Here is a 14,610-nt window from a genome sequence, read left to right as displayed (position 1 = left end):
ATCCTCATGAAGCCTGCACGGAATCGGCCACGAAGAACCTCGCAACCGGTCGAACGTCCGTGCCATCATCCCCGGATGCGGCAGGAAGAACGGGGGCTCGGATGGCGCTTCTCCCGGTGAGCCGGGCGACCTTGGAGTCCGACGCCAGGGTGCTCGCGACGGTACGCGCGATCGGCGAGCGCCGTGGCGTGGACTACACGGACGACGCGGTGGTGAGCGAGTTGCTGGCGGAACGGCGGCGAGCGCTGGAGGCCACCCAGCGCGGACCGCTGGTGTGGGTGGGAGGCCTCACCCTGGTGACGGGTGTGCTCTGGCCCTTCATGGCGCAGATGGTCCCGGCGCTCTCCGAGCGACTCCCGCTCTCGTACGCCCCCGCGGGTCCCCTCCTCGTCATCGCCGTGGCCACGCTGAGCGCCGTACACATGCGCTGGAAGCGCGAATTGGTGCACGGCTCGCTCGTCGGCTACCGGGAGGCCATCGGCGTGGCCCGGGCCCACGGCTTGCCGGTGACACACGTACCGGCATGGCTGGAGGGCAAGTCGTACGGCGGGACCGGGAAGGGAGCGGCGCCGGTGCCCACGTACGAAGTCGTCCGGGAGGAGGACAGGGGGGCGCTTCCGCCTGGGCCGACGGCTGCTTCGGCGACCTGGGCGGCACCGGACCCGTCGACGGTGAGCCCAGGAACGGCCCCGCAGCCGCCGACACGGTCGGCCTCCTCCGTCCCACCGCCGGCGCGGACGCCCGCCCCGGTCCCCCCGAACCCCGTCCCGATCCCTCCGAAGCCCGCCGCCGTCCTCTCCTACGAGCAGACCGCCGACGAAGGCGGATGGCACGACGAGGGCGGCTGTCTGCTGCTGTTCGGCGGGGTGCTCGGCACGGCGTGGGGTGTGTCACAGGACATGCCGGTCGCCGTCGTCGGTGCCCTGCTCCTGGTACCGCTCGCCGTACGCGTGTGGGTGCTGGGCAGCCGGCAGGGCAAGGAGAAGGCGCGGCTGCGCCAGGAGGCGCTCGCCTACGTCCGGACCATCGCGGCGGCCCAGGCGGCCGGCGCGCGGGTGCCGGAACTGTCGCCCGCGTTGCGGAAGTTGCTCGAGGAGGAAGAGGGAGCGCCGACCCGGGAGTAGCCCGTCGCCGGCTACCTCCCCCGCGCCGCCCTGCTCCTGCCCTTGCCCTTCTTGCGCAGTCTCCTCATCCGGGCCCGCTCCTCCTCGCGGCGCGCCGCGGTCACCGTGCCGCGTCGGCGGTACCAGAGCCGGCCGAGCAGTGCGGCCGTGGCCGCGTAGGAGAGGAACGCGCTGCCCGTGCCCGGGATGTACGCGCACATCGTGGCGCCCGAGCGGCAGTTGCGGCCGGGCAGGGCGCCGAGGACGTACATCGGCGCGCCGAAGGCCACCGCCCAGCAGACCGCTCCCCCGATCGCGAGCCCGACCCGCGCCGGGCCGGTACGACCGCGGTCCGGGTTCCGGTCCGGGGAGGAGAACCAAGCGCCACCGGCCCAGCCGGCCACCGACAGCAGCCCGAGCACCGCGCCGGCCGTCCAGCCGCCGCCGGGCAGGTCCACCAGCGCCGGTGCCGTGAGGCGCACGAACCATCTCCACAGGCCCATGGCGAACAGCAGGACGGCGAGGAGGGCCGCGAGGAAGAGGACGCCGCCGGCGATGCCCCAGCCGGCCCGGGATCGGAACCCGACCCGGAACCGGCTCATGGTGCGACCGAAACGGTTCACTGTCCGACCTTCGACATGCGGGCCACCGGATTGCCCTCCGCCGCGCTGTCCGAGGCGTACGTCAGGTCGTCGCCGGTCGGGGTGAGCCGGATCGTGTGGGCCTCGGGATTGCAGCCGCTGTGGTTGTTCTTGGACCCGATCGAGGTGGCGACGACCTCCTTCGCCGTCACCTGCTTCAGTGTCAGGACGTCGAGACAGATGCCGCCGAGCACATCGGTCTGCCGCAGCTCCCCCAGCTTGTCGCCCACGTCGGCCTGTCGGACCGTCACCCGGAAGGTGCCCATCGGGAGCGTGCCGCCGAGGCCGCTGCCCTCGCCCTCCCAGGTGCCGACATAGCGGGCCGGAAGCGCGGTGGGCGCCTGCGAGGCGGCCGGGCCGGAGCTCGAACCGTCCGCCGGCGCCGAGGAGTAGGCGTCGCTGCCGGAGGCGTCGTTCCGTTCGTCGTCGCCCGGCAGCATGCGGAACAGGAACACCGACCCGACCGTGACCGCCGCCATCGCCCCCGCGACCGCCAGCGCCACGGTGCAGCTCAACCGTCGCCCGCGCCCGCCCTCCCCCGGAGTCGCGGTGGCGGCCACGGTGACGGAGACCTTGCCGGGCCGGTCCGCGCCGCTGGCCGCCGGCTCGGCGTCCCTCGGCTCGGGGACGAGACGCGGTCGGTCGGCCGGGGTGACGGCGCCCCCGCCCATCACCGGCGGCGGCCCGAACTCGCCCAACGACACCGCCGGCTTCCCCGAGGTCACCGCCGGACTGCTGAACCCCACCGGCCCGGACGCGACCGGTTCCGCCCCGGCCCCCGTCCCCTCCAGGTTCAGCAGCTGTACGGCGCTGCGCCCCAGTTGCTCCACCAGCGCACCCGGCAGCCATCCGCCCGCCACCAGCCGGGCCGCGCCCTCGGGGGCGAGCCGCCGGGCCACCTCGGCGGGGGCCGGGCGGGCGGTCGGGTCCTTGGACAGACAGGCCTCGACCACCGCCCGGAGTTCGCCCCGCAGCCCGCTGTCCGGCTCGCCCAGCTCGGGCTGTTCGTGGACGACCTTGTAGAGGAGGGCGGCCGACGAGTCCCCGGGGAACGGGGGCTGCCCGGTCGCCGCGTACGCCAGCACCGCGCCGAGGGAGAAGACGTCGGCCGCGCCGGACGCGACCTTGCCGAGGATCTGCTCGGGGGCCATGTAGCCGGGCGAGCCGACCGAGACGCCGGTCGAGGTGAGCGACGCCGTGCCGTCGGTGGCCCGGGCGATGCCGAAGTCGATGAGCAGCGGGCCGTCCACCGTCAGCAGGACGTTGGACGGCTTCACGTCCCGGTGCACCAGGCCCAGTTCGTGCACGGCTCCCAGCGCCTCCGCCAGCCCCGCGCCCAGCACCCGCACGGAGTGCTCGGGCAGCGGTCCGCCGCCGGAGGTGACCGCCGCGGCCAGGGACGGACCGGCCGCGTAGCCCGTGGCGACCCACGGGACCGTCGCCTCCGGGTCGGCGTCCAGGACCGGCGCGGTCCACGCGCCGCCGACCCTCCGCGCGGAATCGACCTCGCGCCGGAAGCGGGCGCGGAACTCCTCGTCGAGCGCGAGGTGCGGGTGCACGATCTTCACGGCGACCGTGCGGCCGCCGGCGCTGCGGCCCAGATAGACGCGGCCCATCCCGCCTGCGCCGAGGCGGCCGAGCAGCCGGTAGGGACCCACGGTCGTGGGTTCGTCGGCTCCGAGCGGCTGCATTGGACGTCCACCTCTCCCCCGAAAGGCGCCCCCGCGGGGCCCCGTAGGACTCGGCAGCAGCGTAGTGCCGTGGCTAGGGCCCGAGCAGCTCGACCTTCACGTCGGCCGGGAAGCCCGTCGTCGGGCCGACCCGGCGGGCGAACTCGGTCACGGCCTCCAGCTGGGGCGCGCCGAAGCGGAAGTCGAGGGTGGTGAAGTACTGCTCGAGCACCCGCTCGTCGAACTCCTCCCAGCGGGCCGCCTGCTCGGCGACCTTGCCGACCTCGTCGAGGGAGAGGTTGCGGGACTCGATGAAGGCCTCGTGGACCTGACGGGTGATGACCGGCTCGCGCTCCAGGTAATCCCGGCGGGCCGCCCACACCGCAAAGACGAACGGCAGGCCGGTCCACTCCTTCCAGAGCGCCCCGAGGTCGTGCACCTCCAGGCCGAACTTCGGTCCGTCCAGCAGGTTGGCCCGCAGCGCCGCGTCTCCGATGAGTACGGCCGCCTCGGCGTCCTGCATCATCAGGCTGAGGTCGGGCGGGCAGGTGTAGTAGTCCGGCCGGACGCCGAAACGGTCCGCCAGCAGCAGCTGGGCGAGACGCACGGAGGTCCGGGAGGTCGAGCCGAGGGCGACCCTGGCGCCGTCCAGCTCCTCCAGCGGGACCTGGGAGACGATCACGCAGGACATCACCGGGCCGTCGCAGCCGACGGCGATGTCGGGGAAGGCGACCAGGTCGTCGGCGTTCTTGAGGAACTCGACGAGGGTGATGGGCCCGATGTCGAGGTCGCCCGACACCAGTCGCTCGCTGAGCTTCTCCGGGGTGTCCTTCGTCAGCTCGAAGTCGAGGAGGGTGCCGGTTCTCGCGAGCCCCCAGTAGAGGGGCAGGCAGTTGAGGAACTGGATGTGGCCGACGCGCGGCCGGGTGCGAGAATTGTCCACATCGCGAGGCTAGACCCCATCGGATACCGTGGGCACTCCACCCCCTCGGTCAAGCCCTTCCGGGCATGTTCAAACATCCGGGTGACGTGATCTTGACCTCTATTGCTTTCGGCTGCCTGCATGCTAGGCTCGCCGCAAGTTGCAGTTTGGTTTCCCTTGCAGTACAGAGCCTGCGGAGCATGTAACCGCGGGCTCTCGTCGTTTTCAGACGTATGCAGTTGTGCGGCACTTGCTTTCACGCTTGCAGGGTTCTGGAGCAGGGCAACCCTTTGGGCCCAAGGAGGGCTTATGGCTACCGGAACCGTGAAGTGGTTCAACGCCGAAAAGGGCTTTGGCTTCATCGCCCAAGAAGGCGGCGGCCCCGACGTCTTCGTCCACTACTCCGCGATCAACGCGCAGGGTTTCCGCTCGCTCGAGGAGAACCAGCAGGTCTCCTTCGACGTGACGCAGGGCCCGAAGGGTCCCCAGGCGGAGAACGTCACCCCCGTCTGATCTTCAGAACCCTGAGATCGCAAGTCTGAGAGCAGTACCCAAGGAGCCCTGTGCCGGTAGGCACGGGGCTCCTGCCTTTGCCCTCCGGCCGTCACCCGCCGGCTCCCCGCCGCCGCCTCGCGCCCTCCGGCCGGCTCACACGTGCTGCATCACCAGGACGAACGTCGTGCCCGGCACCAGCGCCTCGTACGAGTGCGGCACATCCCCGCGGTAGGTCATGTAGTCCCCCGGTTCCAGTTCCACCGTCTCCCCGGCCGGCCCCGCCTTCACCCGGCCCGTGCTCACCACCAGATGCTCGACCGTGCCCGGAATGTGCGGCTCCGAGGTCCGCGCCGCGCCGGGCTCGGCCCGCAGGTGGTAGATGTCCCGCCGCGCGCCCGGCGGGCTGGCCGACAGCAGAGTGGCCACGTAGGGCGCCTGCTCCGAGGCGACCGTGGGCCCCTCCCCCGCCCGGATCACCCGGACCGCCGACACCGGCGGTTCGACGAGCGCGGCGAACGGCACGCCCAGCGCCACTCCCAGCGCCCAGATCGTCTCCATGCTCGGATTGCCGCTCGCCGCCTCCAGCTGCGACAGCGTGGACTTCGCGATACCGGCCCGTTTGGCCAGCTCGGAGAGGGAGAGCCCGGCCCGGGTGCGTTCGCGGCGCAGGGCGGCGGCGATCCAGTCGAGGGGCAGACGGGACGGGGGCCGGGGCGCGGGCGGGGGCGCGGCTTCGGGCATGTCGTTCGCTCCATCGGTACGTGCGTTCGCCTTGACGAACAGTGGCCGGTCTGTCCATTGTAGAAAACATGCGTTCGCCACAACGAACATCCCCTCCTCCGCCCCCGCCCCCTGCTCCGGCTCCGGCTCCGGCTCCGGCTCCGGCCAGAGCGACGCGAAGCCTGGTCCGCGACAGTTCGCTCGTCTGGCTGGCCGGTGGCGTGGTGGGCGTCTCCTTCGGCGCTGTCGCCGTGGCGGGCGGGCTGCCGGTCTGGGTGCCGGTGGTGATGTCCGTGGTGGTGTACGCGGGCTCCGCCCAGTTCAGCGCGGTCGGTGTGCTGCTCGCGGGGGGCGGTCCGCTCGCCGCGGCCGCGACCGGGCTCCTCCTCAACACCCGCAACGCCGCGTTCAGCCTCGCGGTCGCCGACCTCCTCGGCCCCGGCCGCGCGACCCGGCTCCTCGGCGCGCACCTGGTGACCGACGAAACGGCCGCCTTCGCGCTCGCCCAGCCGGATACCGCCCGCCGCCGCGCCGCGTTCTGGATCTCCGGGATCGGCCTGTTCGCCGCGTGGAACACGGGCGTGCTCGCCGGCGCCTTCGCCGGAAGCGCCCTGGGCGACACGGCGGACTACGGCCTGGACGCGGCGTTCCCCGCCGTCCTCGTCGCCCTGGTCCTGCCCGCCCTCCGCGAGCAGACCCGCCTGCGACGGCCGGCGGCACTCGGCGCCGGCCTGGCCCTGGCGGCCACACCGTTCGTACCGGCCGGGGTGCCCGTGCTGCTCGCGCTGGCCGGGCTGGGGCTGTACGGGTACGGCCGTGAGGCGGCCGCCAAATGAACGCGACGGTCGCCCTGATCCTGATGCTGGCGGTGGGCACGTACGCCCTGCGGCTGGTGGGCCCCGCGCTGCACGGACGGGTGGAGCTCCCCGCCCGGGTCCAGGAGCTGCTGTCCGCCGGGGCGGTGGTCCTGCTGGTCGCGCTGCTGGCGACGGGCGCGCTGACCGAGGGCGGCGGCTTCACCGGGTGGGCGCGGCCGGCCGGGGTGCTGGCCGGTGGGGCCCTGGCGATGGGGGTTCCCCCGCTCGGGCGCGGCCGGAAGTGGGGGAAGGGCGCGCCCTTCCCGGTGGTGGTGCTGGGGGCGGCGACGGTGACGGGGGTGCTGCGTGCGATGGGTGTGGCGTAGAACCGCCCCCGCTGTCAGTGCCGGCTCCTAGGCTCCCCGCCCATGACCGCCACCCCGGACCCCACCTCCGTCGCCCCGGACCCCGCCTCCGCCACCCCCACCTCCCCCCACTTCGTCGCCGCCACCCGTGCCTTCTACGACGCCATCGCCGAGGACTACGCCGAGCGCTTCCGTGACGAGCTGGCGGCGAAGCCGCTGGAGCGGGCCGTGCTCAGTGCGTACGCCGAGCTTGTCGGCGCCGGTGGCCGGGTGGCGGACCTGGGGTGTGGTCCCGGCCGGGTGACGGGGTTTCTCGGTGCGCGCGGGCTCGACGTCTGCGGGCTCGACCTGTCGGAGTCGATGCTGGCGGTCGCGCGGCGCGAGAACCCGACGATCCGTTTCGAGCGGGGCTCGATGCTGGAGCTGGACTTCGCCGACGGGAGTCTCGCGGGGGTCGTCTCCTTCTACTCCTCCATCCACACCCCTGTGGAGAAGCTTCCGGCCCTCTTCACCGAGTTCCACCGCGTGCTCGCCCCCGGCGGTCATCTCCTCCTCGCTTTCCAGGTCGGTGACGAACCGCGCCACTTCGACCGCCCGTGGGGCCACCCGGTCACCCTCGACTTCGAACGCCGCCGCCCGGAGCGGATGGCCGAGCTGCTGACTGCGGCCGGATTCGCGGTGCTGTGGCGCACGGTGCGGGAGCCGGTCCTCGCCGAGTCGACCCCGCATGCCTTCCTGATCGCCCGCAGGCCGACCGCGCCGGACGTCTGAGCTTTGGGCATGGGGTGACACAAACCGGGTACGGGAGTGGTCAGCGAGGTTTGGGAAACTGATGGGTATGGACATCGATCGCAGGAACAACGTCACGGTCACCGGCAACCCGCAGGGGCCGACGGTGGTTCTGGCGCACGGATTCGGCTGTGATCAGAACATGTGGCGGCTCACCGTGCCCGCCCTGGCCGAGAAGTACCGGGTGGTGATGTTCGACTACGTGGGGTCGGGCCGCTCGGATCTGTCCGCGTTCTCGGAGGCCCGCTACTCCTCCCTCGACGGTTACGCGCGAGACGTGGTGGAGGTGTGCGAGGCGCTCGATCTGCGCGACGCGGTGTTCGTGGGGCACTCGGTCAGCGCGATGATCGGCGTACTGGCCGCCGACATGGCCCCGGAGCGCATCGGGGCGCTGGTGATGGTCGCCCCGTCGCCGCGCTACATCGACGACGCCGACTACCGCGGCGGGTTCAGCGCGCCGGACATCGACGAGCTGCTGACGTCACTGGAGTCGAACTATCTGGGCTGGTCTGCGGCGATGGCCCCGGTGATCATGGGGAACCCGGAGCGGCCCGAGCTCGGTGAGGAGCTGAAGAACAGCTTCTGCGCCACCGACCCGGACATGGCGCGTGTCTTCGCCCGGACCACGTTCCTGTCGGACTCGCGGGACGACCTGAAGAGCGTGCGGGTGCCGACGCTGGTGCTGGAGTGCACCCAGGACGCCATCGCGCCCCGGGAGGTCGGCGCCTTCGTCCACCGGTCGATCCCCGGCTCGACGCTGATCACCCTCGACGCCATCGGGCACTGCCCGCACCTGTCCGCGCCCGAGGCCACCAACGAGGCGATCACCGGCTTCCTGGCCGGGCTGCGGTGATGTGCCGGACCGGCCGGCAGACCGACCCGGCCGATCCACATCCCGATACCGACCCCGCCATCGGTACCGGTACCGACCCCGGCACCGATGTCGACGCCGACAACGGGAAGGCCTCGGACGCGGCGTTCGCCGCACTGCTGGAGGACAGCGCCGAGGACCTGTACGAGAGCGCGCCGTGCGGATACCTGTCCATGCTGATGGACGGCACCGTCGCGAAGATCAACACCACCCTGCTGGACTGGCTCGGACTCGACCGGGAGGCGGTGGTGGGCCGGATGCGGTTCACCGACCTGCTGACCGTCGGCGGCAAGCTGTACCACGAGACCCATTTCGCGCCGCTGCTGCGCATGCAGGGCCGGATCGACGGCATCGCGCTCGAGATGAAGCAGGCCGACGGCGTCCGGAGGCCGGTGCTGGTCACCTCCGTGATCAAGTACGGCGGTGGCGGCGAGCCGCTGCTGATCCGCACCACCGTCTTCGACGCCCGGGACCGCCGTGCCTACGAGGAGGAGCTCCTGCGCGGCCGGAAGGCGGCCGAAGAGGCGCGCCGACAGGCGGAGGCCGACCGCGCCAGGTTGCAGGAGGCCCTCGCGGTGCTCCAGCAGTCGCTGCTGCCCGCCACCCTGCCGCCGGTGCCCGGGATGGAGACGGCCGCCCACTACTGCACGGCCTCCCCCGACCGGCTCGGCGGGGACTTCTACGACGTCTTCCCGATCGACGGCAAACACTTCGCGTTCTTCCTCGGCGACGTGTGCGGCAAGGGCCCCCAGGCCGCCGCCGTCACCTCGCTGACCCGCTACACCCTGCGGGCCGCCGCCCTGCACGACTCCGACCCGGTCGCGGCCCTGTCGACGCTCAACAAGGTGCTGCACGAGCGGTACTCCGCCGGCGGTGATCCGCGCTACTGCACCGCCGTCTTCGGGGTTCTCGAACCCGACCCCGCGACCGGGCAGGTCACCGTCCGCATCGCCTCGGGAGGCCATCCGCCGGCCCTCGTCCTGCGTGCCGACGGCACGGCCGACTTCCTGCCCACGCCGGGCGGTCTCCTCGTCGGCGTCCTGCCCGACGCCCGCTTCGTCGCCGCCACCACGGTCCTCGCCCCCGGCGACACCCTCCTGCTCTACACCGACGGACTCACCGAGGCCCGTACCGGCGAGGACCGGGAGACCCTGTACGGGGACGAGGCCCTGCGCGCCTTCGCCGCCGAGCACGCCGGACGGCCCCCGCAGGCCGTCGTCCAGGCCCTGACCGGCCTGCTGGACGAGTTCGGCGACGGCCTCGACGACGACACCGCCCTGCTCGCGCTCGGCGTCCCCGCCCCCGACCCCGACCCGGCGACGAAGAGCACCCGATGAGCCCGCTGAAGATCACCACCCGAGACACGGCGACCGGTCCCGTCCTGGCGATCCTCGGCGACCTCGACTACGCCCACGCCGACGAGCTGCGTGACCTGCTCACCACGCTGACCCTCCAGCCGGGCCAGCGCCTCGTCCTGGACCTGGCCGGCATGGACTTCTGCGACTCCAGCGGCATCACCGCGCTGATCGCGGCCCACCACCACGCCCAAGCCGCCCACGCGGACATCGCGCTGGCCGCGGTTCCGGCCAACACCCTGCGCATTCTGCGCATCGTCGGTCTCGACCAGATCTTCCCTCTCCACCCCGACAGCGAGAGCGCCGCCCGAAGCACCCGCCCGAGCCGCTGATCGAGAGGCGGCGGTCCCTGCACAATGGGGCCATGATCGAGGTACCGCAGGCCTTCGCGAGCACCACCGTCCAGCGAGAGGGAAAGCCCGGGGCGGACTGGGTCGAGGGACTCCCCGCGCTGGTGGCCGAGTTGCTCGACCGCTGGGACTGCGCACCCGACGGTGAGATCGTGCACGGCGGCGTCGGGATCGTCGTACCCGTGCTGCGACGGTCCGACCGGACCCCCGCCGTCATCAAGGTGTCCTTCCCGCACCCGGGCAACGTCCACGAGCCCGACGCCTTCGCCGCCTGGAGCGGAGCGGGTGCCGTACGGCTCTACGAGCGGGACGACGCGCGCTTCGCGATGCTGCTGGAGCGGGTGCGGACGTCGTCCCTCGCCGAGGTCGAGGACACCGAGGAGGTCACCGTCGTCGCCGGGCGGATCAGCCGCCGCCTCGCCGTTCCCGCGCCGGACCGCCTGCCCCGGCTGAGCGACATGGCCGACGGCTGGAAGCGGCAACTGCTGCTCGACCAGGCGGAGTTCGACCGGGCCCTGCCCGCACGTACCGTCGACGCGGCCCTGGACACCGTACGAGAACTCGGGCGCAGCCAGCCCGATCTGCTCGTCCACGGTGACCTGCACGCCCGTAACATCCTGCGCGCCGAACGGGAGCCGTGGCTCGCCGTCGATCCCAAGGGGTGGGCCGGGGATCCCGCGTACGACGGCGGCACCCTGCTCAAGCCGCTGATCTTCGGGCATGTGGTGCGGCACGGCCCGGGAAGCGACGGAGAGCTGCGCCGGGTCGCCCACCGCATCCTGGACCACTTCGCGGAGGCCGCCGGACTGGACCGCGAACGCACCCGCCGCTGGGCGCAGTTCCACCTCGTCCAGGCCGCCTTCCACGGGCGACACCACGGGTTCCGGGTCGCCCGTGAGGGGCCCCGCCTCGACCTCGTCACCCAGTTCGTGGACCGGCTGGCACAGACACTCACCCCGTACCGGCACCCGTCCCACCCCTAGAGTCCCCCGGCGAGGTCGAGGGCCGCGATGTAGCCGAAGGTCATCGCGGGCCCGATCGTCGAACCCGCGCCGGCGTAGCTGTGCCCCATGACGGCGGCGCTGGCGTTCCCGGCGGCGTACAGGCCGGGGATCGTCGATCCGTCGGCGCGCAGCACGCGGGCCCTGGCGTCCGTGCGCAGGCCGCCCTTGGTGCCGAGGTCGCCGGGGACGATCCGGAAGGCGTAGTACGGCGGCAGCCAGAGGGGTGCGAGGCAGGAGTTGGGGAGGACCGAGGGGTCCGTGTAGTAGTGGTCGTAGGCGCTGTCGCCGCGCTTGAAGTCGGTGTCCTTGCCCTTGAGGGCGAGGGAGTTGAAGCGGTCGACGGTGGAGCGGAGCGCGGCGGCCGGAACACCGATCGAGGCGGCCAGGGCGTCGAGGGTCCAGGCCTTGCGCGCGGCGCCCGAGGTGTACCAGTCGTCGGGGAGCACGAAGGTCGGGGCGATGTCCTTGAACAGGTACCGGTTGCGGTAGTTCTGGTCGACGACCAGCCACGCCGGGATGTCGGGGGCGGTGGGGTCGAGGTCGTACATCGTGTGCACCACGTCGCTGTAGGGGCCGGCCTCGTTGACGAAGCGGGCACCGGCCTGGTTCACCAACAGGCCGCCGGGCAGGGTGCGTTCGGCGAGGCAGAAGTAGGGCTCGCCGGGCAGCGGGATCGCGGGTCCCCACCAGGCGTCGTCCATCAGCGCCAACGCGCCGCCCGCGCGTTGACCGGCGCGTATCCCGTCTCCCGTGTTCTCCTTCGCGCCGACCGTCCACGCGGTCCCGATCGGCTGCCGCTGGTACTGCGCCCGCATCGCCGCGTTGTGCTCGAACCCGCCCGAGCCGACGACGACACCCCGCCGGGCCCGCACGAGTCCCGGCACCCCGTCGCGCGTGACGACGGCCCCCGTCACCACTCCCCCCTCGACGTACAGGTCGGTGAGCGGGGTGTTCAGCCACACCGGCACCTGGGCGGCGAGCAGGCCGGCCCGCAGGCCCGCGGCCAGCGACTGCCCCATGGTGAGCGGCTTCTGCCCGAGCAGAGCAGCCCTGGTCCCGCGCGCCAGACACTCGGTGGCGACGGCGGCCCCCTTGACGCTCACGGCGGCCAGCGCCAGCCACTTGTAGTCCGCGCTGAACACGACCATGCCCGCCGGCACGGCCATGTACGGCGGGTTGAGGCGGGCGAATTCGGCTCCGAGGAGGTTGCCGTCCAGCTGGTCGGGCTCGACGGAGCGGCCGCCGGGCAGCCCGCCCGGCAACCCCGGGTAGTAGTCGCTGTACCCCTCCATCCAGCGGAAGCGCAGCGGACTGTTGGCCATGACGAAGGAGAGCATGGCGGGCCCGTGCGCGAGGAAGGCGGCCTGGCGGTCGGCGGGGACGTCCGCCCCGACCACGGCGGCCAGATAGGCGGCCGCCTTCGCGGGCGTGTCCGGGACCCCGGCGGACAGGATGACGGAGTTGTTCGGGATCCAGATCCCGGCGCCCGAGCGGGCGGCGGACCCGCCGAACGTCGGTGCCTTCTCGACAACCACACAGCTGAGCCCACGCTTGGCGGCCGTCAGCGCGGCGGTCATCCCGGCCGCACCGGAGCCGATGACGACGACGTCGTAGGTGCCGAGGAGGGGGAGGTCGGCGGCGGCCGCCTCCCGGCCGACGGCGGCCAGCGCCAGCCCGGCACCGGCGGAGGCGCCGAGCACGGCCCTCCGGGAGGGAAGGCCGACTTGTCTCACAGGGTCCGCGCTCGTGGTCATGGCCACTCCAGCCAGAGGGGAACGAATGGATGGATTCGGGTGCGGAGCCCGGAATGTCGCGCGAGGGTCTTGTGAAGTCAAGGGCTGAGCGGTAGTTCCGCCCAGACCGTCTTGCCGATGTCCCGCTCCGCGACGCCCCACGTGCGGGCCAGCACCCAGACGAGGATCAGCCCCCGGCCGCCCTCCTCCTCCGGGTTCGTGACGATCCGCAGTCGCCGGTCCGCGCGGGCGTCGCTCACCTCGACACGCAGCGTGTCCTCCGGGAGCAGCCGGAGCCGCAGCTCGAAGTCCCGGCCCGGGACGCGTCCGTGCGTGACGGCGTTGGCGGCCAGCTCCGCGACCACCTGCTGCGCGGTGTGGTTGGCGTCGCTGCCGTGCGGATGCCCCCAGGCGGTGAGCTGGTGACCCGTGAGGCGACGGGCCAGCCGGGCGCCGCGCGGCGTCGCGCTGAGGCGCAGGGTCAGCTCACCGAGCGAGGCGTCCCGGGTGGATTCCAGGGTCGATTCCCGGGTGGAGATCTGGGTGGAGATTTCGGAGTTCACCTGACTGAGCGTGGCCGGTTGTCCCTACCCTGACCAGGAGCGGCATGGCGACTCTGTGTAGTTGTACGGCTGCGGTGGGGCAGACGTACGGGTCGTCGGCCGTGACCACGGAGGCGGGAGGGTGGTGGCGCACGTGACGGAGGACCGCAGGCCGGAGACACCGGCGGAGGCCGACGGGACGACAGGGCTGTTCACGGCCCTGGGCAAGATGCTGAAGCTTCTGCGGGAACGCAAGGGGCTCACGCAGAAGGAGTTCGGGGAGCTGGTCGGGTACGGGCCGGACGCGATCTCCGCGATGGAGCGGGGCGTACGGACGATCCGGCCCGAGGTACTGGAGAAGGCGGACGAACTGCTGGACGCCGGGGGCCTGTTCAAAGAGGCGATTCCCGAGGTCCGGGAGGCGATGAGCCGGGTTCGGACGCGGCATCCGGAGTGGTACCGGAGTTACGCGGCACTGGAGGCGGAGGCCGTTGAGCTGCACTTCTATGCCAACCAGGGGGTGCCTGGCTTGTTGCAGACCCGGGACTACGCGTGGGCGATGTTCTCCCGCAGACGGCCGCTGCTCGACGAGGAGACGATCGAGAAGCGCGTGGCCGACCGACTGTCACGCCAACAGGTCCTGGATCGCTGGCCTTCGCCAACCGTCAGCTACGTACTCGAAGAGGTCGTGTTGGATCGGCCCATCGGCGGGCGGGTCGTCCGGGAGGAACAGCTGAAGCAGTTGCTGCGCCTAGGGGACCGGCGGAATGTGGAGATCCAGGTGATGCCGACCAGGATCGAGAATCACCCCAACATGGGCGGCGCATTCAACTTGCTGACACCCAAGAAACACCCGCAGGTGGCATACACGGAAGTGCAGGGATACCCCCGCTTGATCACCGACCTCCAAGAGGTACGGACGATCGCGGACCGCTATGGAATCATGCGGGCAATTGCTCTCTCGCCCGAGGATTCGCGGGCGTTGATCGAGATGAAGCTGGAGGGGCTATGAACAGCGAGAACCTCACCTGGTTCAAGTCCAGCTACAGCGACGGCGAGGGCGGCGAATGCCTCGAAGTCGCTTACGTCTGGCGCAAGTCGACGTACAGCAGTGGCGAAGGCGGCGAATGCCTCGAAGTGGCCGTCTGCCCCCGGACCATCCACGTCCGTGATTCCAAGAACCCCGACGGCCCCCGCCTCTCCCTCGCGACCGGTGCCTGGGCCGAGTTCCTCGCGCACGCAGTGAAGTAGTC

17 protein-coding genes are annotated in these 14,610 nt (G+C 72.0%); 11 read left to right on the top strand and 6 right to left on the bottom strand.

Annotation, left to right across the window (positions count from 1 at the left end):
• Positions 1-101 precede the first annotated feature (101 nt).
• Entirely contained in the window at positions 102-1,124 is a 1,023-nt protein-coding gene (locus tag OG736_RS25620) for a hypothetical protein (protein WP_327184521.1), read from the top strand.
• Between the two features lie 11 nt (positions 1,125-1,135).
• Here OG736_RS25620 and OG736_RS25615 read toward each other — a convergent pair whose 3' ends face one another.
• From OG736_RS25615 to OG736_RS25605, 3 genes are all read right to left on the bottom strand, one after another.
• Positions 1,136-1,705, bottom strand: a complete 570-nt coding sequence (locus tag OG736_RS25615) for a hypothetical protein (RefSeq protein ID WP_327184520.1) — start codon at positions 1,703-1,705, stop codon at positions 1,136-1,138.
• Between the two features lie 17 nt (positions 1,706-1,722).
• Positions 1,723-3,435, bottom strand: a complete 1,713-nt coding sequence (locus OG736_RS25610; protein ID WP_327184519.1) for a serine/threonine-protein kinase — start codon at positions 3,433-3,435, stop codon at positions 1,723-1,725.
• Between the two features lie 73 nt (positions 3,436-3,508).
• A complete protein-coding gene (locus tag OG736_RS25605) occupies positions 3,509-4,357 on the bottom strand; it encodes a menaquinone biosynthetic enzyme MqnA/MqnD family protein (protein ID WP_327184518.1) in 849 nt (282 codons plus the stop codon).
• A 288-nt stretch (positions 4,358-4,645) separates the two neighbouring features.
• On the opposite strand from OG736_RS25605, the gene OG736_RS25600 reads away from it, so the two are divergent.
• Complete coding sequence (locus OG736_RS25600; RefSeq protein WP_003974443.1) at positions 4,646-4,849, top strand: cold-shock protein; 204 nt, start codon at positions 4,646-4,648, stop codon at positions 4,847-4,849.
• A 135-nt stretch (positions 4,850-4,984) separates the two neighbouring features.
• Here OG736_RS25600 and OG736_RS25595 read toward each other — a convergent pair whose 3' ends face one another.
• The gene (locus OG736_RS25595; protein ID WP_327184517.1) at positions 4,985-5,572 is read right to left on the bottom strand and encodes a helix-turn-helix domain-containing protein; all 588 of its coding nucleotides are present in this window, start codon (positions 5,570-5,572) and stop codon (positions 4,985-4,987) included.
• A gap of 68 nt (positions 5,573-5,640) precedes the next feature.
• Between OG736_RS25595 and OG736_RS25590 the strand changes: the two genes are divergently transcribed.
• The 7 genes from OG736_RS25590 to OG736_RS25560 all read left to right on the top strand — a co-directional run bounded on the left by OG736_RS25590 (position 5,641) and on the right by OG736_RS25560 (position 11,061).
• Positions 5,641-6,387 carry an AzlC family ABC transporter permease gene (locus OG736_RS25590; protein ID WP_327184516.1) on the top strand — a complete coding sequence of 249 codons (747 nt, stop codon included), beginning with the start codon at positions 5,641-5,643 and terminating at the stop codon, positions 6,385-6,387.
• A complete protein-coding gene (locus tag OG736_RS25585) occupies positions 6,384-6,734 on the top strand; it encodes an AzlD domain-containing protein (protein ID WP_327184515.1) in 351 nt (116 codons plus the stop codon). Before OG736_RS25590 ends, OG736_RS25585 begins: the two co-directional genes overlap by 4 nt.
• A 42-nt stretch (positions 6,735-6,776) precedes the next feature.
• The gene (locus OG736_RS25580) at positions 6,777-7,484 is read left to right on the top strand and encodes a class I SAM-dependent DNA methyltransferase (protein ID WP_327184514.1); all 708 of its coding nucleotides are present in this window, start codon (positions 6,777-6,779) and stop codon (positions 7,482-7,484) included.
• A gap of 67 nt (positions 7,485-7,551) precedes the next feature.
• A complete protein-coding gene (locus OG736_RS25575) occupies positions 7,552-8,355 on the top strand; it encodes an alpha/beta fold hydrolase (protein ID WP_327184513.1) in 804 nt (267 codons plus the stop codon).
• A complete protein-coding gene (locus OG736_RS25570; protein WP_327184512.1) occupies positions 8,355-9,710 on the top strand; it encodes a PP2C family protein-serine/threonine phosphatase in 1,356 nt (451 codons plus the stop codon). Before OG736_RS25575 ends, OG736_RS25570 begins: the two co-directional genes overlap by 1 nt.
• Positions 9,707-10,060 carry an STAS domain-containing protein gene (locus OG736_RS25565; protein ID WP_327184511.1) on the top strand — a complete coding sequence of 118 codons (354 nt, stop codon included), beginning with the start codon at positions 9,707-9,709 and terminating at the stop codon, positions 10,058-10,060. Before OG736_RS25570 ends, OG736_RS25565 begins: the two co-directional genes overlap by 4 nt.
• A gap of 32 nt (positions 10,061-10,092) precedes the next feature.
• A complete protein-coding gene (locus tag OG736_RS25560) occupies positions 10,093-11,061 on the top strand; it encodes an aminoglycoside phosphotransferase family protein (protein WP_327184510.1) in 969 nt (322 codons plus the stop codon).
• Here OG736_RS25560 and kstD read toward each other — a convergent pair.
• Both kstD and OG736_RS25550 read right to left on the bottom strand, forming a co-directional pair.
• Positions 11,058-12,836 (bottom strand): 3-oxosteroid 1-dehydrogenase, encoded by a 1,779-nt coding sequence (kstD, locus tag OG736_RS25555; protein ID WP_327184509.1) that lies wholly within the window; start codon positions 12,834-12,836, stop codon positions 11,058-11,060. The genes OG736_RS25560 and kstD overlap by 4 nt on opposite strands.
• A 77-nt stretch (positions 12,837-12,913) precedes the next feature.
• Complete coding sequence (locus tag OG736_RS25550) at positions 12,914-13,378, bottom strand: ATP-binding protein (RefSeq protein WP_442817074.1); 465 nt, start codon at positions 13,376-13,378, stop codon at positions 12,914-12,916.
• 124 nt (positions 13,379-13,502) lie between these two features.
• Between OG736_RS25550 and OG736_RS25545 the strand changes: the two genes are divergently transcribed.
• Both OG736_RS25545 and OG736_RS25540 read left to right on the top strand, forming a co-directional pair.
• Positions 13,503-14,369 (top strand): helix-turn-helix domain-containing protein, encoded by an 867-nt coding sequence (locus tag OG736_RS25545; RefSeq protein ID WP_442817190.1) that lies wholly within the window; start codon positions 13,503-13,505, stop codon positions 14,367-14,369.
• Positions 14,366-14,608 (top strand): DUF397 domain-containing protein, encoded by a 243-nt coding sequence (locus tag OG736_RS25540; RefSeq protein WP_327184507.1) that lies wholly within the window; start codon positions 14,366-14,368, stop codon positions 14,606-14,608. The genes OG736_RS25545 and OG736_RS25540 overlap by 4 nt, the downstream gene beginning before the upstream one ends.
• The last annotated feature ends 2 nt before the right edge of the window (positions 14,609-14,610 follow it).

The sequence above is a fragment of the Streptomyces sp. NBC_01334 genome (assembly GCF_035983595.1).
GTDB lineage: Bacteria > Actinomycetota > Actinomycetes > Streptomycetales > Streptomycetaceae > Streptomyces > Streptomyces coriariae.
This window is presented reverse-complemented; position numbering and strand designations above follow the sequence as displayed.

Excerpts from the sequence above, each read along its gene's own strand:
- OG736_RS25620 (WP_327184521.1), top strand. The coding sequence starts at position 102 with ATGGCGCTTCTCCCGGTGAGCCGGGCGACCTTGGAGTCCGACGCCAGG.
- OG736_RS25615 (WP_327184520.1), bottom strand. The coding sequence starts at position 1,705 with ATGAGCCGGTTCCGGGTCGGGTTCCGATCCCGGGCCGGCTGGGGCATC.
- OG736_RS25610 (WP_327184519.1), bottom strand. The coding sequence starts at position 3,435 with ATGCAGCCGCTCGGAGCCGACGAACCCACGACCGTGGGTCCCTACCGG.
- OG736_RS25600 (WP_003974443.1), top strand. The coding sequence starts at position 4,646 with ATGGCTACCGGAACCGTGAAGTGGTTCAACGCCGAAAAGGGCTTTGGC.
- OG736_RS25595 (WP_327184517.1), bottom strand. The coding sequence starts at position 5,572 with ATGCCCGAAGCCGCGCCCCCGCCCGCGCCCCGGCCCCCGTCCCGTCTG.
- OG736_RS25590 (WP_327184516.1), top strand. The coding sequence starts at position 5,641 with ATGCGTTCGCCACAACGAACATCCCCTCCTCCGCCCCCGCCCCCTGCT.
- OG736_RS25585 (WP_327184515.1), top strand. The coding sequence starts at position 6,384 with ATGAACGCGACGGTCGCCCTGATCCTGATGCTGGCGGTGGGCACGTAC.
- OG736_RS25580 (WP_327184514.1), top strand. The coding sequence starts at position 6,777 with ATGACCGCCACCCCGGACCCCACCTCCGTCGCCCCGGACCCCGCCTCC.
- OG736_RS25575 (WP_327184513.1), top strand. The coding sequence starts at position 7,552 with ATGGACATCGATCGCAGGAACAACGTCACGGTCACCGGCAACCCGCAG.
- OG736_RS25570 (WP_327184512.1), top strand. The coding sequence starts at position 8,355 with ATGTGCCGGACCGGCCGGCAGACCGACCCGGCCGATCCACATCCCGAT.
- OG736_RS25565 (WP_327184511.1), top strand. The coding sequence starts at position 9,707 with ATGAGCCCGCTGAAGATCACCACCCGAGACACGGCGACCGGTCCCGTC.
- OG736_RS25560 (WP_327184510.1), top strand. The coding sequence starts at position 10,093 with ATGATCGAGGTACCGCAGGCCTTCGCGAGCACCACCGTCCAGCGAGAG.
- kstD (WP_327184509.1), bottom strand. The coding sequence starts at position 12,836 with ATGACCACGAGCGCGGACCCTGTGAGACAAGTCGGCCTTCCCTCCCGG.
- OG736_RS25540 (WP_327184507.1), top strand. The coding sequence starts at position 14,366 with ATGAACAGCGAGAACCTCACCTGGTTCAAGTCCAGCTACAGCGACGGC.